We start from the raw sequence: 22,806 nt of genomic DNA, 5'->3' as shown, positions 1-22,806 counted from the left end.
TTATGGGAATTATGGGAGTTGAAATTAGGGAGTTTATAGAAAATATTCGGCTGTGGCGGGGTTTAGCTGATGAGCAGTTAGATGCTATCGTTGAGATTGCAATCGCAGGTACTTATACTAAAAATCAGTTAATTTTTTCTGAAGGGGAACCAGGGACAGGTTTTTTTGCTGTGAAGTCTGGTAGAGTTAAGCTGTTCAAAGTTTCTGCTGAGGGGAAAGAACAAATTTTGCATTTGTTTGGGCCTGGAGAACATTTTGCTGAGGTGCCGGCTTTTGATGGGGAATGTTTTCCTGCTTCTGCGATAGCTTTGGAGGTGACTGAGTTATTATTTTTCCCTCGGACTGCTTTTTTGAGTTTGCTTGAGGAATATCCAAGTATTGGGATTAATATGTTAGCACTTTTTGCGCGGCATTTGCGACGGTTTGCTCAGCTTATTGAAGACCTTTCTTTGAAGGAAGTTCCGGGGAGGTTGGCGGCTTATTTATTGTACTTATATGGGGATTCACAGTTTGTATCGGGTGCGGTGGTGGAGTTGGATATGACTAAGGCGCAATTGGCGGCTTTTTTGGGTACTATTCCTGAGACTTTATCGCGGGTTTTTGCTAAGTTGAGTCAGGAAGGTTTGATGGTAATTGATGGTTCTAGGATTACTTTGTTGGATGTGCGCCGTTTGAGGATGTTGGCGGGTGGTAAGAGGGGTTAATTATCCCTATGTTACTGTCAGAAAAAAAGCTTTCGCCTTGCGGTTTCTGGATTTTATTAGGACTTACGCAAGTCTTACCAGAAACCGGGTTTTTGAGAGCATCTGCGTCACGCAGGAGGCAGGAGGTAGAAGGCAGAACGAAGTATTTGAGTCAAAAAACCCGGTTTCTTTGGTTGGGTGCGTAAGTCCTGAATGCGTAAGTCCTAGTTAATTTCCATTTTTATTAGATGGGTTTCACTGACGACGCTCCACCCATCCTACCGTCAGCAATTAGCAATTAGCCATTAGCAGTTAACAGTTAACAGTTAACAGTTAACAATTAATCAGAATTACGAAGAATATCATCGATCGCTTGCCTTTCCTCTCGAGGCTGAGAAGGTAAAACCTGACGAGCATCAGTAATTAGCCAATCAAGAGCCGCAGCCTGGACATCGATCGCAGCCCCAATTTTATCCACACAATAGCGACCAAATACTAACTTATCTACCAAACGCACCCCCGGCCCCAAACGGGAGTATTCAAAAATCACGCTATTTTCCACAGTTGCACCGCTACACACCCAACAATTAGGGCCAATCATCGTTGGGCCAACAATTTTTGCCCCATCTTCAATTTTAGTCATACCACCGATATAAACAGGCCCCGTAATATCAACTTTGTCCCAATTCACCGCTACATTTAAGCCAGCATAGATCCCAGGAAAAACTTCTTTTCCGGGAACCGAAACATTTTTAACTTCTCCTGTAAGTACGCTGCGAATTGCCCGCCAATAGTCGGGGACTTTACCAATATCCACCCACTGAAAATCCATTGAAATCCCATAAAAAGGTGCGCCAATTTCCACCAAGTGAGGGAATAGTTCCGAGCCGATGTCATACTCAATACCGGAAGGGATGTAATTGAAAACTTCCGGTTCAAAAATGTAAATACCAGTATTGATATCGGTACTCAGAGCTTCTTCTACGGAGGGTTTTTCTTGAAAGGCTTTAATCCTGCCGGATTCGTCAGTAACGACAACGCCGTAGCTAGAAACCTCTTGACGGGGGACAGATTTCATCACTACAGTTGCGATCGCCCCCTTTTCTCGATGCCACTTAACAGCCTGTGTCAAGTCCAAATCAATCAAAGCATCGCCACAAAGAACCACAAAAGTATCATCAAAAAAAGGTGAAAAGTCTTGGATACGCTTCATTCCCCCTGCTGAGCCCAAAGCTTCCCCAATTAACTCTCCTTCTACAATCCGCCCTTCAAAAGAATAGGCAATTTGTACCCCAAATTTTTGACCGTCTCGAAAATAGTTTTCAATTTCATTTGCTAAGTGGGAAACGTTGACCATAATTTCGTCAAACCCGTGCTGTCGCAGCAATTCCACCAAAAATTCCATCACTGGCTTTTGCAGGATGGGAATCAAGGGTTTTGGAATCGTGTAAGTAATGGGTCGCACGCGGGTACCCTTTCCGGCTGCCAGAATCATGGCTTTCATCTTTAACTTCCTCAACCCTCACTCAATTGATACCAGTGCAAGCATTTAATCCTAACGATCGCGCCCTGCTGCTAGGCTGCGATCGCACCAGACACCAACTCGCTTTTAGGCGACATCGTACCAGGGTATCAATCATTTTCCCAATTTAGCTGGATTTATCGATTTGTGAATACCAATTGCGGCTAAAAATATCAGTTCAAATCGGTCGAATCTTGAGGTCTTGGTAAAATTCCTCTTGAAGTAACTCTACTTTGGACTGAGCCGATAGCAGCAACAGCGCCCAAAAAATCCCCACGCGATCGCCCTGGGGCGACGAATGAGCATCGGTACTAGCGGCAAATTCTGGGGCCGCACAAGAGTGTAAATTCTCCTGCTGCCATAACTCTAGCAGTTGTTCTATATCCAGCCACTCCCCCCCCACCACCGGGCCATGTTCTGCCAAAAATCGCTCTAATTCCGTAGCAGTTTCCACAAGATTTTCCTGGTGCGCCAGTTCCGCGATCGCACGAGCAGCCTGAGCCCGCACCTTAGAGCTAGTACGGCGAGGACGGGCAGGAAGGGGCGTTTCTTCAATTGCTGCCTGCATCAACTGTAACTGCTCGATCAGCTCTTGGAGAGTAACGGGGCGTTTTCTAGGTAACTGAGATACCGCACGCCGACGTAACTGCCTTTCTAAGTTTTGCGGTAACTGCCGCCCCCCCGCTAATTCTTCCGACTCTAACAACTCGCCATCTTCTGGCAATTCCGGGGGAGATTCCGACAAAACCAGACTTTCTGCCTTCAGCAGTACCAACATCGAGGCATACAAAAATGCCTGCCCGGATTGAGATAAGTCAGCAAAATCACTCTCAGTACCCGGCTCGCAAGCAGGAGCCAGTTTACTCAAGCAGCGATCGATCACTTCAATGACTTGCACATCCCAAGGGTCGATTTCTCCCTTTTCTGCTAACTCAATTAAAAGTGCAATACCCTCGGAAATCGTTGCAAACCCATTTTGGGCTGTGGAAACGCTCATAGCCTTGGCTGCGCCTGTAGTTTAATCGGACTTACTGCCAGAAAGAAGTTAGCGAACTAGGAGAAGGAAACTACAATTAAATCAATAGTTTCAGCAAGTTACAACCGCAAGAATCAGGCGATGGGTTGCTATACAATTGATTAATTATAGCGGCTCTAGCTTTTTTCCATCCCCTTTCAATTACCAACAGCCTTCGCTTTCTCTAGATCGTTTAATTCAGCAGTAGAACTTAGAGATTTGCTTTCTGGGAGCAAGGGCAGTTTTTGTTCTAGTTCTACCTTATAGCGTTCAATATCTTGCTCTAATTGCTGAATACGTTGCTCTTTTTGGCGAATTTGGCGACTCTCCTCGCGAGTTCCGAGCATCCGCTGCATCCTCGACCACAAACTGAAAATCAATGCTAGAACAGCCCCCAATCCCGTAGCGATAATTAGCTCTACACACAGCGGGGCTTGAAATTCGACACCTTGGATTATTTGAATGGTTGTAGGCTCCGTATTTTCTAGACTAAAAATAACCAGAGCTAAGCAAATTAAGAAGATGAAGAAAAAGTTGAGAATCCGCATTTTTTTAATTAGTAATAAGTAGAACCTAAAAGACTGAACGCTAAGGAATAGAGGAAGAAGGGAATAGAATCAAAAGTTTCAGCTATGCCAATAAGGTCTAAGTCCTATTTTAGGTATACCAGTTGCCAAGGCAGTTAGGACATTCTGAATTTAAAACCCTGATTCTAAACCCTTCTTCCGTCTTCCCTAGCCCCTAGCTCCTCTTAAACCGCCTTGGCGGTTGCTATAGCTTGTAGCACTTCAGTCCTGTTAATTGAGCTTAAGTGCAAACAGCTAGCTTTCCTTACTGCCTTAAACCTTTAATTCTGAGGCTGGTTGCCGTTTTCCTATTCCTATTGCTGGTAAAAGCTTATATTTTAGATAGCTGCCAGCCAAAACTAATAAGGCAATAATAACAGTACCAATTCCTACAGGACTTGGCAGCCAGAAAATCGCCTCCAAATAGTTGATTTCACCAGGCTTTAACTTCCAAGTTAACTGATTTCCTGCTTCTATACTGGGAGTAATACCATTGGCAGCAGCCTCAATACTTTTTGCTCCCCAAGGAGTTCTCAAACTAAATTCTAATCCTAAAAGTTGACCGGGGCTAACTAGCACATTCCCACTACTAGAAAGCAGGGAAAGCGAACGCAAATCTAATTCCAAAGTCAGGCGATTTCTCAGGAACAAAACGAAGTTATTTTGATCGACCTTGATGTGGCATCCAAACTTAGGCAAATCTGTCTCAAGAGAGTTAGCCACCCGATCGTTATTGTTTTGATCCTCAACAGGATTAAAAAATTGGTTGAATTTTTCCTCTAATTCATCCCCATTATTAAAAGAAATCCTGACAGCAACTTCGCTATCAGACAGCCGCTTAGTTCTCCCTTGTAGCGATCGCACGCGGCGGTCTATACTATCTAACCATTCCCGGACTGTCTCGCTGCTAAAGCTAGTCAGTCTTTCTCCCAGTTTGATGTGCTGCACTATCTCCCCGTGAGTTTGACTGTCGAAGTTAACTCCCACATCGTAATTCACGCAACCGCCAAGCATTGTTAAAATGCAAAATGCAAAAGGCAAAAGAAAGAGAATAGGCTTTTTTCTTTTCCCTGTTTCATCACGATTTTTTTGCTCTTTCATACTTCCATTTTCCCTTTTTACTTTTTAACTTGCTTTTTGATTGCTAGGGGCTAGGAGAAGAAGGGGCTAGGGGTTAGGGGCTAGGGGTTAGGGGAAGAAGGGAAGAAGGGAATAAGGGAATAAGTAAATCCACCTAATTAAAAATAAGATCGGGATGGCTAAAAAGTTGACTGTATAAACATTCTTCCTTCTTCCTTCTTCCTTCTTCCTTCTTCCTTCTACTTAAAATCAAGGCTTTTAGAAACGCAGAATGTCCTTACCACCTTGACAGTTGCTATAAGTAAAATTACCTTGTAACGCCGCCCTCTGGGCGGTAATTCAACCGCCCAGAGGGCAGCGTTACGAGTCTTATAGCAACTTTCCATCTTAATTTTGTCTAGAGGCTACACCTAACTGTTGAAACAGCATACTCGGTAAATAAGCCCCACCTCCAACCCATTCCGGTTCACTCCCTAAATCTGCCAAATTTTTAAAGGCTTCAAAAATACTGCCTGCCACCATTGTATTCTTCACGCGACCGACAATTTGACCTTTTTCGACCTTGTAGCCTAAATCCAAGTTAACAGAAAACTCGCCTGCTAACTCATTAGATTGACCAGCACCCAAAACCTGATCTACTATTAGCCCTTCTTCCATGCTGGCAATTAATTCGCTTGTCGGCGTATTTCCAGGGGCAATGCAGAGGTTGACTAAATCGGGGCCAGGGCGAGACAGTCCACCTCGGAAACCGTTGCCTGTAGATTGTACACCTGCACGGGCAGCCCAGCGACGATCCCAATAAAATCCCATGACTGTACCTTGGTCAATTAAGACTTTGCGGCTGGTGGGAGTCCCTTCGTCGTCAAAGGGACAGGCGGAAGGCCCGATGGTGGGGTCTTCAAATAGGGTAAAGCGTTTGTCAAATAGGGTTTCACCTACTTTGTCAACTAAGGGAGAGGCTTTCTGGACGACTACTTGACCTGAAAGGATGGTATCAAATAAGCTGGCTATGGTGCTAGCGGCGGCTCTGGGGGTAAACAAGACTGGATAGGAACCGCTGGTAATGGTGGCTTGATTTTCAGCCCAGCGATATTTTTGCAGGAGAGTTTGGAGGATACTATCGGTGTCTAAGGGGCGATCGCGTGCTACATCATAGCCGTAAGCTTGGAGAAAATCTTCTCCCCTGACTAAATTGCCGGAAATACTACCGCTGAGTATTTGGCTAGACCTTTCGGCATAGACATTTCGCGTTGTGGCAATTTTAACTCGACCGCTGCGGACGTGAAACCCCACATCTACGAGAATATCTGGATTGTAGGCGTGAACTTGTTCGATTAGTCCCTTGCCAACTTCCACTAATTCTTGAGTTGACGGCGGCGTGTAGGTGGTTTCTGGGGCCGTCATCTGGAAGTTATCAGCGAGTTCAAACTCTGCGGGATCTCCGATTTCAGCGGTTTGGATGGCCGCGTCTACCAAGTCTTCTAAGCGCGTCAAGTCTGTGGAACTAGCAAAACCCAGTTTCCCCTTATAAATTAGCCGCAGTGCAACGCCTTGCAGGGCTTTGGTTTGCAGGGATTTGAGGCGATTATTTTCAAATTCGATCGGGGTGTCTTGGCTGGATAAGTAGTAAACTTCAGCGGCCTCTGCTCGCACAGTTGCCAGTTTCAATATCTGTTCTAGGGTAGAATCGCTCACGATCGCGTTTTTAGTTATATGAATCTCTTTTTTATTTTAGGCGCGATCGGTGAGATAGGGAGAGTAGGAGACTAGGAGGCTGGTAGCAATTAGCAATTAGCAATTAGCCATTAGCCATTAGCCATTAGCCTAAACAGACTGTAGCCTACACTTAAGATTCTTGAGTCAGAGCACAGCGATTGCACAGTCCGAAAAACTCCAGCGTATGGTAATAAATCTTGAATGAGTGCAACTTTTGTAACTGGCGTTCCAATTCGTGGACGGGACATTCGTTAATGGGAATCGAGTCCCCGCATTCCAGACAAGTTAGGTGGTGTTGGTCTTCTTGTACCACGCTATACAAGGACTCCCCGCTCCCCAATGTCCGCACCTGAATAATTCCCTCGCGCTTTAAGACATCCAGGGAACGGTAAACTGTCGCTAAACCCATGCTTTGGTCGCTGTTACGCAGTTCTAAGTATATATCTTGAGCTGAAATTGAGCGGTTGAGGGTCTTGAGCAGATTTAAAATACGCTCCTGACTGCGGGTGTGGTGGGTTCTCATGGTCAGTCTTATTGATATGCTTGATTCAAATCTTTCCTTGTTTCTAGGCTAGCTCAGTTCGGGAAAGAGCATCGCGTGATTTTAGGCGATCGCGGATCGCGAATGGCTAACCTGGCGGATAATATGAGTATTGTTAACTTTCAGTCAGACTTGACATCAGACATTGCTGTGACTCAGAAATATCAGGCTCGAATTTATATCACCCTCCGCCCCTCGGTTTTAGACCCTGCTGGTACTGCTGTACAGTCTGGTTTGGAACACATGGGCTATGACAATGTTGAGCGCATTCGGATCGGCAAGTATATTGAAATGACACTTTCTTGTGTCGATGAAGCCGCAGCCCGCCTTGAACTCGACCGTATTTGCGACCAACTCTTAGCTAATCCTGTTATTGAGAATTATACTTTTGATTTGACGGAATTGTTAACGGTTAACGGTTAACAGTTAACGGTTAATTGGAAAATACCATTACCAATTATAGAAGAAGGGACTAGGGGCTAGGGAAAGAGGGGGAGGATGAGGAGGTAAATCCCCCATTCTCCTCAATTAGCAATTACAGGACTTACCACCCAACCAAAGAAACCGGGTTTTTTGACAAAAATACATAGAAGAGGGGCTAGGGGCTAGGGGCTAGGGGCTAGGGAAAGAGGGCGGGGGAGATGGGTGATTAGCCATTAGCCATTAGCAATTAGCAATTAGCCATTAGCCATTAGCAATTAGCCATTAGCAATTAGCCATTAGCCATTAGCAATTAGCCATTACCAATTACCAAATTAATATGACCTGTGAAGAAATTGCCAATACTCTTAAAGAATTATTTGGTGCAGCCGTAGAAGCTATAGGCTTAAATTCTTGGCAAGTAGAAACTGCTAATTTTCGGCTGTTAGTCTTACTATCAGACGATGGAAGTTGGCTGCGGATCTTAATACCAATTGTTTCTGTTGCTGAAGCTCAACCTTTTCTTGAACAACTACTCGAAGCTAACTTCGATCGCACCCTAGAAACTCGCTATGCCATCCACCAAAATGTCTTGTGGGGAGTTTTTCAGCACAATTGCCAGAGTCTTACTATTGCTGATTTTTCTTCTGCCGCCACACAATTGCTCTCTCTACATCAGCAAGGAGTGGCAGAGTTTTGGAATGAGTTGATTGAAAGCCGCATCCGTCAAATTATTCAGGCCGCTAAGGGTCAAGGACAGTCTATCCAAACTACTCTTCAAACTTTAGAGCGTTTCTATGCAGAGGGGTTGATGGGTGAGATGCAGCAGGGGTCAGAATCCCGCGAACAAACTCTAGCAGCATGGCGGCGGCAGTTGGAACATTTATGGCCAGAGGTAGAACCATAAAAAGCTGTTTGGGGAGGAAAATTAAAAAATAATCAACTCAAAACAGTATAATAAGGCTATACTCAAACTGTCAACCATCTTCAGATATATTTTCAGGAAATAGCATCAAAATATCATGGGTAAAAGAACCTATTTACCCACTCTTCGATGTGTTGCTAGTCAAACCTGCATATAAAAATAACAATTCTTTAGCTAAGACCAGCTTAAATTTTATTGACAAGTAAAAATTGTGAGTTACTAACTTGCAGATCTCAAGACAAAACTTAAGGGAGGTATATTTATGAGGGCGTTGGATGAGTTGGGCTCTGAATTATTAGTTTTACCGATACCAGAAGTTGGTACTCGGAACCTATCTTTAGAATCAACCCTCCAAGACTTGCCGCTCTACGACTTTCAGATAGAATTTACTCAGTCAGCAAAAGAACTTGCTCAAGCGTTTGAAGCACATCCCCTGCTCCCAGGAGTTATTTTAACTGAACAGAGTCATTTTGCAGGCATGATTTCCCGTCGGTTCTTTTTTGAAAAAATCAGCCGCCGCTACGGGATAGAAATGTTTTTCAAGCGACCAATTGAGATTTTATACCGCTTTTCGAGTCACGATATTTTAATTCTTCCCGGCAATACCTTAATTGTGGAAGCAACACAGCAATCATTGCAGAGAGTAGCGGACTTACTTTACGATCCGATTGTGGTTGAAATCGCGCCTCAGAACTACAGAATTTTAGACATACACCAATTACTTGTCGCTCAGTCAAAAATTCACGAATTGACAAGTCTGCTGCTCCAGAAACAAACTCAAGCTAAAATTATCCAAACTGAAAAAATGGCGAATTTAGGGCGGATGGTAGCTGGCGTGGCTCACGAAATCAGGAATCCGCTTAACTGTATTTGGGGCAACTTAAGCTTTTTAATTTCCTATTTTGAGAGTTTGATGCAGTTGTTATCAGCTTACGAAGAAGAAATAGCCGAGCCACCTGCAAAAATAGAGACAGTTAAAGAAGAGATAGAATTTGAATGGTTAAAAGAAGACTTGCCTTTAACTTTAGAAGGAATCCAAATTGGTTCAGAGCAACTTCTTAAAGTTGTCAATGGACTGCACAACTTCTCTCACATGGACGAAACAAAACGCCGAGAAGCTAACATTCATGAATGTATCGATACCACACTTCTGATCCTGAAAAGCCGCCTCAGAAATGCGGTAAAAGTGGTGAAAGAGTACGGGTTTCTGCCCCCGATTAACTGTTACTCAGGTCAATTGAGCCAAGTATTTATGAACTTGCTTGTCAACGCCCTCGACGCTCTAGCAGAACACGCATCTGAGCAAGAATTAAAGGCAGAATGCAGCGAAAATTGGCAGCCTAAGATCGAGATTATTACAGAAACCTTAGAGATTGAGAGTGCTAGCTGGGCAGCAATTCGGATTAGCGACAACGGGCCCGGCATTCCCCTAGAGATTCAGGAGCGCATATTTGATAACTTTTTTACCACGAAACCTATGGGCAAAGGCAGCGGTTTGGGACTGGCAATTAGCCATCAAATTGTCACGGAAAAACACAGGGGTAGACTGAATTTGCGATCGCAACCAGGTAAAGGCACAGAATTTGAAATCTTGCTACCAGTAGTTTGAGCTTCGCCCTTACCAAAGCTTTAACAAAATTGGGCTTAATCCCAAATTGAAAATCCAACATCTAAAAAAGAACTGAAATGATACGCTAAGTTGGTAGCAAATTCTATCTGCCCAATCCTTGAAGCGTCTGCTTTCGCGCCAAGCCAGAATGTTTGTGGGAAATAAATTAGATTCAAAATCGTCTGGGCCATCCCTATCCGAAGCGAGCAACCAAGACCTCTCTCTGGAGTCCACCCTCCGGGATTTACCCCTCTACCATTTTCAGGTACTATCAACCTGTCTGGGAGTAACTGTTACTGAGATATTTGAAAAATATCCTCTTCTACCTGGAGTCATCTTGACAGAAGAGGGAGAATTTGTGGGGATGATGTCGCGGCGGCGACTGCTAGAGTACCTGCTCAAACCCCAGGCACTAGAGTTGTTTTTAAACTTGCCCTTGAAAGTCCTCTACAGCTATGCTCGCACGGAGATGCTAGTTCTGCCAGAGAGTACAACCATTTTAATTGCAGCACAGCAGGCTTTTAGGCGATCGCCAGAATTACAGGGAGAACCAATCATCACTGTACAGTCGGAATCCAAATCTTACCGATTATTAGACGTTCATGCTTTAAATATCGCCTATTGGCAAATTCGAGGTATCGAAACTCAAGTGCGATACGAACGCGCCCAAGCTCAAATGATTCAAAGTGAGAAAATGGCAAGCTTGGGGCGTTTAGTAGATGGCGTAGCACACGCAATTTTAGATCCAGTTGGTTTTATTTGGGGTAACTTAACTTACGTCACAGGTTACAGCGAGAATTTAATAGAATTGCTATCTGCTTACGAAGCCCTTTGGCCAGAGATTCCCGAAGAAATTTCCCAGCTAAAACAAGAAATAGAATTTGATTTTTTACAAAAAGATTTGCCGCGAACCATTGGTAGTATTAGATCGGGAGCCGAACGCCTGACTAAATTAGCAACAAGTTTGCAAAACTTTTGCCACATAGATGAAGTACATCCCAAACCCGCTGACTTGCACGCGGTCATTGACGGGATTGTTTTGCTATTAAAGAGCCGACTAACAGGAGAAATAGAAGTAGTAAAAAATTATGGATACTTACCACCAGTGCCTTGTTATGCAGGACAGCTAAACCAAGTGTTCATGAATATTTTGACTAATGCCATCAACGCCTTGATTAATGAAGCTGTTAGTCAGGAATTAGCGAAAGAATTTAGAGGTGTAGTGTTCAAAGACCCAGCTCATAAACCCAGAATTGAAATTACTACAGAAGTTTGTTCCCCAGAGCCGCCTGTGGATGCCGAAAGACCATTACTGCGGTGGGTTTCTATTCGTATTGCTGACAATGGGCCGGGGATGTCTTCAGGGAAACAGCAGAGAATTCTACAATCCTTTTCTACAGAAAAACGCGCTGAGAAAGAGACAAGTCTAGCCGTGAGCTATCAAATTGTCACGGCTAAGCATGGTGGAAGATTCAGGATGCGATCGCAACTTGGTATCGGCACTGAATTTGAAATTCTCTTACCCTTGGTTTGACACTCCCCGTCTTTTGGCCTAGCCTGCCGTAGGCATAGACACGGCGATTCTTAAGGACAAACTTTGGGAGACGATCTACCCAAAGTATAACCATTAGAAAGTATAACCGTTAGACCGATGGATCTGTCTCAGGAGAAACCAAACTCTCATTGTTAGGTAACAGCCAACTGAGAAGCATCGCAGTCAACCCCCCAGTGGAAATAGCAGAACCAAAAAGGTTGTTAAATAGTGGTGGCTTATTAGCAAAAATCTGAGGCATGAATACCACCCCTAAGCCTAAGCCGAGAGAAACAGCCACGATAATCATCGATCGCCGATCTAATCCTGCCGAAGCAACAATTCCCAACCCAGCAACAGCGATCGAGCCGAACATCACCAGTGTCGCACCACCCAAGACAGGCTGGGGAATCGCTTGAAACACACCGCCCACAATCGGGAGCAAGCCTAGAATAGCAAAAATCCCAGCGACAAAGAAGCCGACATAACGACTACCAACTCCTGTCATTTGAATCACACCATTATTTTGGCTAAAGGTTGTGTTTGGGAAGGTATTTAGCACAGCAGCAATCAGCGAGTTGACTCCATCACCGAGCACTCCACCCTTAATGCGCCGGATGTAAAGCGCACCCTTAACGGGTTCCTTAGAAACAGCAGAGGTAGCAGTTAAGTCTCCAACCGTTTCAATCGCTGTCAGCACATACAACAGGATAAATGGGACGAAGGCAGCAAAGTCGAAGCTCATACCATAGCGAAACGGAATTGGTAAGCTAAAGGCGGGCAGCTTGCTTAAAGAACTAAAATCGACAATGCCCAGAAACAGCGAGATGATATAGCCAACCCCAAGTCCGATCGCGATCGCCCCCATCCGCAGATATCGATTTCTTGATAGGGTGAGTACCACAACTAACAGAAGTACCGTACCTCCGAGAGCGAGGTTCTGCCAACTTCCAAATGAACCATCATTTTTTGCTAATGCAGCCGCTCCACCAGCCAAACTGGTAATTCCAGTCTTGATTAAGCCCAGCCCAATAATCATTACCACCGTACCAGAGACAACTGGCGTGATGATTTTATCCATCAAATGCAGAAATCGACTGAGAATGATTTCGACAAAAGAGCCAAAGAAGCAAACGCCAAAAATTAATGCTAGCGCCTGCTCAGGTGTTTTACCTCCCTGCAATGCCACAGTGCCAACGCCTAAAATCGGCCCTAGAAAAGCGAAGCTCGTACCCTGAAGGCTCAACAATCCCGATCCTATAGGTCCAATTTTCTTACATTGAATAAATGTACAGATCCCAGACGCAAACAGCGACATACTGATCAAATAGCTTGTATTCGCGGCATCTAATCCCAAACTGGTGCAAATAATTAATGGCGGAGTAATAATGCCCACGAAAGCAGCCAGAACGTGCTGAAATGCCACGAAAATTGCTTCTCCAACAGGCGGTTTGTCTGTTAAACCATAGAGTAGCTCTGATGGTCTGACAGAATTTTCTGTGGTCGGAATTTCCTCTACGGCGAGATCGGTATTCGCTTCTATCATTTAATTTAAAGGTGACGAATGATGGGTGGATATACGGTATACAATCAAATGCGGATGTCAGATGTTGCTAACTAAGATACAAAATTACTAAAGAGGGGCTAGGGGCTAGGGGCTAGGGGAAGATGGGGGAGATGAGGAAGAGGGGAAGATGGGGAGATGGGAATAATAGTAAGGGCTTCCATGCGATCGCTCAGCCGAAGGTTTCGATCGATTTAGAATGTCCTAATGGTCTTGGCGGTTAGGGCAACTCCAACTCTTACATCTGGTTCATAATCCCTTACTTCGTCAAGCTTTTCCCTCTTCTCTCTTACCCTAGCCCCTAGCCCCTAGTCCCTAGCCCCTTCTTCCCCTAGCCCCTAGCCCCTAGTCCCTAGCCCCTTCTTCCTTAGCCCCTTCTTTCAAAATCCCCTTCATCTTTCGCTATCAAAGCTGCTGCTGCCCAACTGTCCACTGGTCTAGAAAAAAAGTATCCCTGCCCACCATCGCACTTTAAGGCTCTGAGTAGAGCGAGTTGGGAAGCCTTTTCTACTCCTTCGGCTACCACCTCCATGCCTAGATTGTGGGCTAAGGTGACTATGGAGCGGACAATTTCTGTGGGATCGATGCTTCCCTGGTTGATGTTGCTTTCCACACCCATTCTGCTGACAAAGGAGCGGTCAATCTTTAGAGTATCAGTGGGGAAGCGGTGTAGATAACTTAAGGAAGAATAACCTGTGCCGAAGTCATCGATGCACAAGTGAATATTTCTAGCTTTGAGCTCTTTAAGGAGGGCGGTGACGGATTTAGAATTTTCCATCAGCACGCTTTCTGTAATTTCTAGTTTTAAACTCCGGCCATCTAGGTCAGTTTCTCGGAGAATGCGATCGATTTGTGCGATTAAATCGGGTTGGGAAAACTGTTTAACGGAGAGATTGACGCTGACTGTTAAGGAGAGGCGGTGAGGAAATTGCTGCTGCCATTGGCGAATCTGGCGGCAGGACTCTCGTAGCACCCACTGGCCGATGGGTATAATTAGTCCGGTTTCTTCTGCGACTGGGATAAATTCTGCGGGAGAAACTAAGCCGCGTTCTGGGTGTTGCAACCGGACAAGTGCCTCGAAACCTGTAATTTTGCCGGTTAAGAGGGATACTATCGGCTGGTAGTGGATCAAAAATTGAGGGATGGTAATTGGTTGGTGGTGATTGGTAATTGGTAATTGAGAGAGGATGATATTCTGCTCGTTGCTCTCGGTTGCTGCGGAGTTTTGAAGTTTTGGGGCTGTGCTGTTTATATACTGTTCTTTTTTAATTGCTTCGATCGCCTTTCGCAAGTCGTTTTCTATCTGCAATAGCCGCAGGGCGTGGGCGTGCATGGAGGTGTTGAAGATTTCGTGACGGGCGCGCCCTTGTTCCTTGGCGCGATACATGGCTGTGTCTGCGTCGCGCAAGAGGTTGGCTGCGTCTTCACATTCGGGGGAACTCAGGGCGATGCCGATGCTGACGGTGATGAATACTTCGTGTCCGTCTAGAGTAAATGGGGATGTGAGTTCTTGGTGCAGTAGGTTGGCTAGATTGGTGGCACTACTTAGGCTGTCGATGTCTTCGAGCAAGATTACAAATTCGTCTCCGCCGAGGCGGGCAACTGTGTCTCCGGGGTGGAGAGATTTTTCGAGGCGGCGGGCAATCGCGATTAGTAGGCGATCGCCTATGGCGTGACCTAAACTGTCGTTGACTACTTTAAATCGATCCAGATCTAGAAACAGTACGGCAAACAAATAGTCTTTACGCCGTTTGGCTATGGCGAAGGCATGATCTAAGCGTTCGCTAAATAGGGCGCGGTTGGCTAAACCTGTAAGTCCGTCGTGAAAAGCGTCGTGCAGCAGTTGTTGTTCGGCTAATTTGCGGGCTGTGATGTCGTGACAGTTAATCACGATCCCGTTTACGGCTGGGTCGTGCAGTAAGTTGGTGGCTACGGCTTCTAATACGCACCAGGAACCGGTGCGGTGACGAACTCGGTACTCTATGGGTGATTGGCTGATGCCTGGGTTTTGAATTGCTTTGCTGAGAGTTTGTGCGATCGCGGCTTTGTCGTCTGGATGAGCTAGGCTGAGGGCGTTGCGACCGATCGCGATTTGGGGTGTGTAGCCTAAAATTCGTTTGACTGAAGGGCTAATGTAATCATATTTGCCGCTAGCGTTCAGAATTACGGTGATGTCGGTAGCGTTTTCAATTAAGGAGCGAAATCGCTGTTCTCTTTGACGGAGTGCTTCTTCTGCCTGTTTGCGTAAGCTAAGCTCGCCGTAGGCATCGCTGATATCTAGAGCTACTCCGTCTACGATTACATTGCCGTTGCTGTCTTTGGAAAAATGACCGCTATCTTGCACCCACTTTACCTGACCGGAGGTTGAGATGACTCGGTATTCCCGATGGCAAGGTTGAAGTGTCTCGATCGAAGTTTGTAGGGAGGTGTCGAACATGGCTTTGTCATCGGGATGGATGATTTCTATTAAGCTCTCTGGGCGGGCTATTGCTTCTGCTGGGGAAATGCCTGTAATTTCCTGCACGCCTGGGCTGATGTAAAGTAGTGACATCTTACCGTCAGGATCGATGGCGATGCGGTAGACGGAGCCGGGAATGTTGGTTGCTATTGCGGCAAATTGTTGCTGGATCAGCAGTACAGTTTCTTCTGCTCGTTTGCGCTCTGCAAGTTCGGCTTGGGCTTTTTGATAGAGTTCGGTTTGGTGGATGGCGATCGCGCACTGATCGGCAATTACTTTTACTAAGGATATTTCTTCTGAACTCCACTCTCTAGGGCGATCGCATTGATGCAGGGAAATTACTCCTAAAAATGAGTCGCGGTATAGCAGGGGTATCATTGCTAGGGAACGTACTTCAAATATCCTCAGTAATTCTTGTATTTGAGGTGGGAGGTTATCAAATTCCGAAGCAATGACGGTTTCCCCCTGACTGAGAGTTTGGTAGTGTAATGTGGAGAATCCGCATTGAACTCCGATGATGTTTTCTCTGTTAGTAGCGCTCATGCTTACATAACAAGCTCTTGTTTGATTACTTATTTCTACTTGACAAATAAGGCAGCGCGTTGTTTGTAATGCTGTTTGTAACTGATCTACTGTTATTTGCATTACTTCGTCCAGAGCAAGAGTGCTCCGCATCGCCTGTACTATTTTATTAATGATTGCTTCTCGTTTGGCTTGACGCTGCACCAAGGCGATCGCTTGTTGCTGTTGGCGACGCAGTTTAAATTCTCCCAGGGCTCTTTCTAAAACTGTGGGCAAGCGAAATAGTCTATCTTTTAAGACAAAGTCTGTCATTCCCGCTTTAATACACTCAACTGCTGCTTCTTCCCCCAAACTCCCCGTTACCAGAATCAAAGGAATTTCTTGTCCTGATTGCTGCACTAATTTCAACACCTCCAACCCATTAAAACCAGGTAGGCGATAATCTGACAGAACAGCGTCGTAAGTGGTATTTGTAAGTAAATCTTCGCAATCTGTGGCTGTTGCAACTCGATTCCAGGTAAAATTTACACCTGCTGATTCTAAGGCGAGTACCATCAGTTCTGCATCTTCCGCCACGTCTTCTACAATCAACAAGTGCAGAGGTAAGTGCTGTAGCTGTTTCAGTTGTTGGGGCTGGGTTTGAGATTCCTGAAACATTGGTAATTGGTAATTGGTAATTGGTAATTGGTAATTGGTAATTGTTAGTTGTTAGTTGTTAGTTGTTAGTTGTTAGTTGTTAGTTGTTAGTTGTTAATTGATAATTGATAATTGATAATTGGGGAAAAATTCTCTCAGTCTCCCTCTCCCCCTTCCTTCTTCCCTTCTTCTCTTCTTCCCTTCTTCCCTAGCCCCTAGCCCCTAGCCCCTAGCCCCTAGTTATAACAGTTTAAAGTAAAAAGTTGCTCCTTGACCAGGCGCACTGTGAGCCCAAATCCTGCCACCGTGACGGTGAATTATTCGCTGTGCGATCGCTAAACCAATGCCTGTCCCTTCAAAACCTTGCTGAGAGTGAAGTCGCTGGAAGGTTCCAAACAATTGATTTGCATACTTCATATCGAATCCGACACCGTTATCCTTGACAAAAACTGTTCCGTCTGATAAACAACCTACAGTAATTCTAGCAGGATTGCGATCGCGGCTGAATTTGACAGCATTAGCGATCAGGTTGGTAAATACCTGTTGCAGCAAAGTTTCATCTGCGATCGCCGTAGGCATTTCTCTAATTTCAAATTCTATCAAACCATCTTCATCTGTTATTTGAGGCGAAGCCAAATTGAAAGCAATTTCAGCCAATTGCTTAAAATTAACAGGAACTTGCCTTAATTCTCGTCGTCCTAAGCGCGATAGAGTAAGCATTCCGTCAATCAAAAGCCCCATTTTCTGGCTGCTATTCTGAATTAATTCCAAATAGCGAAGAGTGTTAGGATCGCTGAGAGCACCAGTCAGTTCTAGTTGTTTTCTCAAAGCATTTCCAAAGCCTGAAATATGCCGCAAAGGGGCGCGAAGGTCGTGAGAAACTGAGTAAGAAAATGCTTCTAATTCTTTATTGGCAATTTCTAATTCCTGGGTACGTTTTGATAAAGCTTCTTTCGTCTCAATTAATTCAGTAATATCACGAGAAGTACCGATTAAAGCGTAAACTTCACCATTAGGCTTCTTCAGCGGAATTTTAAAAGTATCGAAGTGGATAGTGCCAATGGGTAAAGTAATAGTTTCCTGCCAATGTAGCATCTTTCCAGATTCAAATACTTGCCGATTCTGCTGAGCAAATATTGATGATAACTCTGGCGGATAACACTCAAAAATAGTTTTTCCTTGCATTTGATATCTACTTTCAAAACCGCTAGCCTTAGCAATAGTGTTATTAACAAAAGGCAATTGCATATTTTCGCGATCGACCACAAAAATATAGTCTGGTAGAGCGTTAAGGAAAGTTTCTAATTCAGCGGTACGCTGGGCAACTTGAGATTCTAAAGTTTCGTTGAGTTCTTTAAGTTGTGCTTCTTGCCGTTTGCGATCGCTAATATCTGTAGTAGTGCAGGTAATACCAACTACAGCGCCATTCGAGTCGTGCAGAGGTTCTACAGTCAGATTATAAAAATAAGCTTCTCCTGCGACTATCATCTGAACTTCTTCTCGCCTTCCGATACCAGTTTCAAGCACTCTGCGTTTAATATTTGTTAAATTTTCAGCATCGGCCTGACTAATCAAATCGCTATCTTTTTTACCGATTATCGAATCTGGAGAAAATCCAAAAGTGGGATTATAAATCCAAGTATAACGGAGATCGGTGTCTTGATTGAAAACTACAATGGGGGAATTTTTGAGGGCGATTTGAAATCGTGCTTCGCTCTCCCGCAGTTGTTCTTCGACTTGCTTAAGTGCGCTAATATCGCGAACAATTGCTAAAACTGATTCTACAGAATTGTCTTGAGCAAATTCTGGTACTGCTCGGCAATCATAATATTTTTTACCCGTAGGAGTAGAAAACTCAAATTGAATCGTTTGTTGTTGACCTGTGGAGAAAACCTTTTGTAAAGTTTCATCCCATAGATCGCAAGTAGTTTCTGGCATACCGAGTTCTCGGTTGGTTTTACCAATGAATGTAGAAGCTGGCATTCCATTTGCCAATTCAACCGCTTTATTGACGTAAAGGTGGCGGAGTTGTTTGTCAAATCGCGCTGTAATATCAGGGGAATTCTCAACCAGTGTCGTGAATTCTTGCTGGTGCTGGTGCAGTTTTTCCTCTATTTGTTTGCGGTCAGTTACATCTCTGGCAAAAGAGAGAATTGACTTTACTTTTCCCTCTTCATCAAACAAAACAGAGTTATACCATTCGCAGTAAATTACGGAACCATCTTTGGTATAGTTACGGTTATAAGTGACGTTGTGTTTTTCGCTACCTTCTAGTAAACGATCGCATACATTGTGAACCGCTTCAAAATCTTCGTCAAAGATGAACCGCCAGTGGTGCCAGTCTTGACCTATGATTTCTTCTGCTTTCCAGCCAAAGATTTTTTCTGCCTGAGACGACCAGCGCTTTAAACTTTGGCGATCCCATTCTAAAACGGCGAGAGGTAGATTTTCTAGATGAAATTCTAATTGGGAATCAGCGCGTTTCAATAGTGATTCTACCCGGTGGCGTTGGTTCTTAAATGAAGTGAAGCTATTACTGAGTTCCTTTGCTGCCGCTGTCCGCTCTTTTTCCAGTTTTGCAATCGTTTGTTCGAGCTGGTCTTCTAATTCGTCCCAAGCTTGTTTTAATGCTGATTCCGCCTGCTGTAATTCTACGGTATCGCTGTGCAAAAGCTCACTTTTTTCACCGGGATTTTCACACATATTTGAAGAAGGGGCTAGGGGCTAGGGGCTAGGGGCTAGGGAAGAAGGAAGAAGGAAGAAGGGGAGACTGGGAGAATTTTTCCTCAATTAGCCATTAGCCATTAGCCATTAGCAATTCTTAATTTTTTATTCCTAAATTTTAGGGCCCTGTCGCTATTGACAAGACCCGTAGGATGCGATCGATATCGCAAGTTCGCCAGTGGCGAAATTTAGATTTTTTAACAAACGAGATAACTTTGCGAGGGTCAACAATCAACAACTAAGGTTTACAATTGCTACAGCTTTACTCTTAGGCTTCCAGCATAGTCACGTCTTCCTAGACTCTGGTTTGGCTTTACTCTTCTATTTAAGCGAGCGTTGCCACTACTCTCTATGCTTGGTTAATTTCGGCTGTTACTGGCATCTAGACCGGAGACACCTCGCCTACAATACCGCTTAACTATTTTTGCCTCCTTGGTGCCTTGTTTCTTGGTGTCTATTGTTAAGTTAGCATTACTTTCTGGGAGAGGCAAGCGGAATTGATTGAAATTGACAGTTCTTTACATAACTCATTCTAACGATATAAATGTCAAAATAGATGTAAGTTTTACTAATGTTACATCTTTACATAGTTTATCCTTTCTGTCATGCCTTCCTCTCCTCAATTTCTGTCTGGTAGCGAAATTCGGCAAAAATTCCTAGACTTTTATGCCCAGCGGGGACATAAAATCTTGCCGAGTGCATCTTTAGTACCCGAAGATCCAACTGTGTTGCTAACGATCGCGGGAATGTTGCCATTTAAGCCAATTTTTTTGGGACAGCGATCGCCACAGTCTCCTCGCGCAACAACATCCCAAAAGTGTATCCGTACTAACGATATCGAAAACGTCGGCCGCACGGCCAGACACCATACTTTTTTCGAGATGTTAGGAAATTTCAGCTTTGGAGACTATTTCAAGAAACAAGCGATCGCTTGGGCCTGGGAATTATGTACCGAAGTCTTCGGTTTACCTCCAGAAAATTTAGTTATCAGCGTATTTCGGGAAGATGACGAAGCATTTGACCTCTGGGCAAAAGAAATAGGTATTCCTCCTCAACGCATTCAGCGTATGGGAGAAGAGGATAATTTCTGGGTATCCGGCCCAACGGGCCCCTGCGGCCCCTGTTCGGAAATTTACTATGATTTTCACCCCGAAAAAGGTGACGATATTGACCTCGAAGATGATACCAGATTTATCGAAATCTACAACCTGGTATTCATGCAGTATAACAGAGATGCCGCAGGCAATCTTACTCCTCTGCAAAATCAAAATATTGACACCGGCATGGGACTGGAACGGATGGCGCAAGTCCTCCAAAAAGTACCTAACAACTACGAAACAGACCTGATTTTTCCGATCGTCAAAACTGCTGCTGAAATAGCTAGAATTGACTACAGTCAAGCTGATGAAAACACAAAAATTTCTCTAAAAGTAATTGGCGATCATATTCGCGCAGTAGTTAATATGATTGCTGACGAAATCCGGGCTTCAAATATTGGTCGTGGCTACGTCCTGCGGCGGTTAATTCGGCGTGCGGTACGTCACGGACGGCTGATTGGAATTGAGGGAGGATTTATCACTAAAGTTGCAGAAACTGCGATCGCACTTTGCGAAGATGCCTATCCAAATGTTAGACAGCGATCGGCAGCTATTCAGGCTGAATTAGAAAGAGAAGAAGCGAACTTCCTCAGAACTTTGGAACGTGGCGAAAAGTTGTTGGCAGAAATCATCGATCGGTTACAGCAGCAAGGTAAAAATCAAATTGACGGGCAAGATGCTTTTACTCTTTACGATACCTACGGTTTCCCCTTAGAATTAACTCAGGAGATTGCAGAAGAACAGGGTCTTACTGTTGATGTTGAAGGTTTCGAGCAGGCGATGGAGGAGCAAAGAAATCGCGGCAAAGATGCTCACGAAACTATCGATCTGACCGTGCAAGGTTCTCTAGATAAGTTGGCTGAAAATATTCACGCAACTGAGTTTGTTGGTTACAAACAATTGTCTAGTAACGTTCAAGTTAAAGTTATCTTAGTGAATGGGAAATCTGTTGAGGAAGCTAGCGAAGAAAGCGAAATACAAGTTATTTTGAACCAAACACCTTTCTATGCGGAATCAGGCGGACAAATCGGCGATCGCGGCGATTTATCGGGCGATTCAATTTTGGTAAAAATTGAAGATGTTAAGAAGGAATCTGATTTCTTTGTGCATTTTGGTCGCATCGAACGCGGTACTCTGAGGGTGGGTGATAGCATGACTGCACAAGTTGATAATAGCCGCCGCCGTCGCGTTCAAGCAAACCATAGTGCAACTCACTTGTTGCAAGCAGCTTTAAAGCAAATTGTTGACAATTCTATTTCTCAAGCGGGTTCGCTAGTAGATTTCGATCGCCTGCGTTTTGACTTCAATTGTCCCCGTTCCATAACTGCGGAAGAGTTGCAAAAAATTGAAGATCTGATTAATAGTTGGATTGCTGAAGCTCACCTGGCTGAAATTGCTCAAATGCCGATTGCCGAAGCAAAGAAAAAAGGTGCAGTTGCCATGTTTGGCGAGAAGTACGGCGATGTGGTGCGGGTGATTGATTTTCCCGGCGTTTCGATGGAATTGTGCGGGGGAACTCACGTTAGCAATACGGCAGAAATTGGGTTGTTTAAGATCGTGTCAGAAACGGGTATATCCTCTGGTATTCGCCGCATTGAGGCCGTGTCGGGACAAGCTGTTTTAGACTATCTGAACGTGCGGGATAAGGTTGTTAGAGATTTAGGCGATCGCTTTAAAGCTAAACCTGAAGAATTGCCGAACCGCATCACTAATTTACAGAATGAATTGAAAGCCAATCAAAAAGAATTGGAAGCGTTGAAATCGGAACTGGCGATTGCTAAATCTGACCAATTATTGAGCAGTGCTGAGTCAGTTGGCGAGTTCAAAATTATCATTGCTGAATTGGGAGATGTGGATACAGAAGCACTGAAAACTGCTGCTGAAAGGTTGCAGCAAAAATTAGGTAATGCTGCTGTAGTTTTGGCTTCTGTTCCCGAAGCAGATAAGGTGAGTTTAGTAGCAGCTTTTAGTGCTGATGTCAATAAAAAAGGTTTGCAAGCTGGCAAGTTTATCGGGCAAATTGCTAAAATTTGCGGCGGTGGCGGCGGCGGCCGACCTAATTTGGCTCAAGCTGGAGGACGAGATGCGAGTAAATTAAAAGAAGCTTTAGAAAGCGCTCGCAATCTATTAGTTGAAGGTCTGAAGTAGTCTTGTAAGGTGGGCAATGCCCACCTGAAAAAGATAAAATATAAACATA

At 44.5% G+C, this 22,806-nt stretch carries 15 protein-coding genes; 6 read left to right on the top strand and 9 right to left on the bottom strand.

The annotated features are described in order from the left end of the window. Window positions 1-2 precede the first annotated feature (2 nt). Entirely contained in the window at window positions 3-704 is a 702-nt protein-coding gene (locus tag OSCI_RS23655) for a Crp/Fnr family transcriptional regulator (protein ID WP_007357710.1), read from the top strand. 319 nt (window positions 705-1,023) lie between these two features. Here the strand turns inward: OSCI_RS23655 and OSCI_RS23650 are convergent, their stop codons facing one another. The 6 genes from OSCI_RS23650 to OSCI_RS23625 form a co-directional block, all read right to left on the bottom strand. Further along, window positions 1,024-2,187: a sugar phosphate nucleotidyltransferase gene (locus tag OSCI_RS23650; RefSeq protein WP_007357709.1), complete on the bottom strand. Its 1,164-nt coding sequence runs from the start codon at window positions 2,185-2,187 to the stop codon at window positions 1,024-1,026. 196 nt (window positions 2,188-2,383) lie between these two features. After that, complete coding sequence (locus OSCI_RS23645) at window positions 2,384-3,202, bottom strand: segregation/condensation protein A (RefSeq protein WP_007357707.1); 819 nt, start codon at window positions 3,200-3,202, stop codon at window positions 2,384-2,386. A 176-nt stretch (window positions 3,203-3,378) separates the two neighbouring features. After that, window positions 3,379-3,768, bottom strand: coding sequence for a LapA family protein (locus OSCI_RS23640; RefSeq protein ID WP_007357706.1), 390 nt, complete (start codon window positions 3,766-3,768; stop codon window positions 3,379-3,381). Between the two features lie 291 nt (window positions 3,769-4,059). Then, window positions 4,060-4,887 carry a DUF3153 domain-containing protein gene (locus OSCI_RS23635; protein WP_007357705.1) on the bottom strand — a complete coding sequence of 276 codons (828 nt, stop codon included), beginning with the start codon at window positions 4,885-4,887 and terminating at the stop codon, window positions 4,060-4,062. 366 nt (window positions 4,888-5,253) lie between these two features. Further along, entirely contained in the window at window positions 5,254-6,561 is a 1,308-nt protein-coding gene (locus OSCI_RS23630; RefSeq protein ID WP_007357704.1) for a TldD/PmbA family protein, read from the bottom strand. A 151-nt stretch (window positions 6,562-6,712) separates the two neighbouring features. Then, window positions 6,713-7,105, bottom strand: coding sequence for a Fur family transcriptional regulator (locus OSCI_RS23625; protein ID WP_007357703.1), 393 nt, complete (start codon window positions 7,103-7,105; stop codon window positions 6,713-6,715). A 123-nt stretch (window positions 7,106-7,228) separates the two neighbouring features. Here OSCI_RS23625 and purS point away from each other — a divergent pair, with 123 nt between their 5' ends. The 4 genes from purS to OSCI_RS23605 all read left to right on the top strand — a co-directional run bounded on the left by purS (window position 7,229) and on the right by OSCI_RS23605 (window position 11,611). Further along, the gene (gene purS, locus OSCI_RS23620) at window positions 7,229-7,546 is read left to right on the top strand and encodes a phosphoribosylformylglycinamidine synthase subunit PurS (RefSeq protein WP_202796253.1); all 318 of its coding nucleotides are present in this window, start codon (window positions 7,229-7,231) and stop codon (window positions 7,544-7,546) included. 337 nt (window positions 7,547-7,883) lie between these two features. Beyond that, window positions 7,884-8,450, top strand: a complete 567-nt coding sequence (locus tag OSCI_RS23615; protein ID WP_007357701.1) for a hypothetical protein — start codon at window positions 7,884-7,886, stop codon at window positions 8,448-8,450. Between the two features lie 280 nt (window positions 8,451-8,730). Next, window positions 8,731-10,077 (top strand): sensor histidine kinase, encoded by a 1,347-nt coding sequence (locus OSCI_RS23610; RefSeq protein WP_007357700.1) that lies wholly within the window; start codon window positions 8,731-8,733, stop codon window positions 10,075-10,077. 148 nt (window positions 10,078-10,225) lie between these two features. Next, a complete protein-coding gene (locus OSCI_RS23605; RefSeq protein WP_007357699.1) occupies window positions 10,226-11,611 on the top strand; it encodes a sensor histidine kinase in 1,386 nt (461 codons plus the stop codon). Between the two features lie 109 nt (window positions 11,612-11,720). Here OSCI_RS23605 and OSCI_RS23600 read toward each other — a convergent pair whose 3' ends face one another. The 3 genes from OSCI_RS23600 to OSCI_RS23590 form a co-directional block, all read right to left on the bottom strand. Further along, window positions 11,721-13,154 carry a uracil-xanthine permease family protein gene (locus OSCI_RS23600; RefSeq protein ID WP_007357698.1) on the bottom strand — a complete coding sequence of 478 codons (1,434 nt, stop codon included), beginning with the start codon at window positions 13,152-13,154 and terminating at the stop codon, window positions 11,721-11,723. Window positions 13,155-13,539: 385 nt separating this feature from the next. Beyond that, window positions 13,540-16,809 (bottom strand): EAL domain-containing protein, encoded by a 3,270-nt coding sequence (locus tag OSCI_RS23595; protein WP_007357697.1) that lies wholly within the window; start codon window positions 16,807-16,809, stop codon window positions 13,540-13,542. A 219-nt stretch (window positions 16,810-17,028) separates the two neighbouring features. Beyond that, window positions 17,029-19,491, bottom strand: coding sequence for a PAS domain-containing sensor histidine kinase (locus tag OSCI_RS23590; protein WP_007357696.1), 2,463 nt, complete (start codon window positions 19,489-19,491; stop codon window positions 17,029-17,031). Window positions 19,492-20,117: 626 nt separating this feature from the next. Between OSCI_RS23590 and alaS the strand changes: the two genes are divergently transcribed. After that, window positions 20,118-22,757 carry an alanine--tRNA ligase gene (gene alaS / locus OSCI_RS23585; RefSeq protein ID WP_007357694.1) on the top strand — a complete coding sequence of 880 codons (2,640 nt, stop codon included), beginning with the start codon at window positions 20,118-20,120 and terminating at the stop codon, window positions 22,755-22,757. The last annotated feature ends 49 nt before the right edge of the window (window positions 22,758-22,806 follow it).

This window comes from Kamptonema sp. PCC 6506, assembly GCF_000180455.1.
In the GTDB taxonomy this organism is placed as follows: domain Bacteria; phylum Cyanobacteriota; class Cyanobacteriia; order Cyanobacteriales; family Microcoleaceae; genus Kamptonema; species Kamptonema formosum.
Note: the sequence above shows the minus strand (reverse complement) of the source record. Positions and strands in the feature narration are given on the sequence as shown.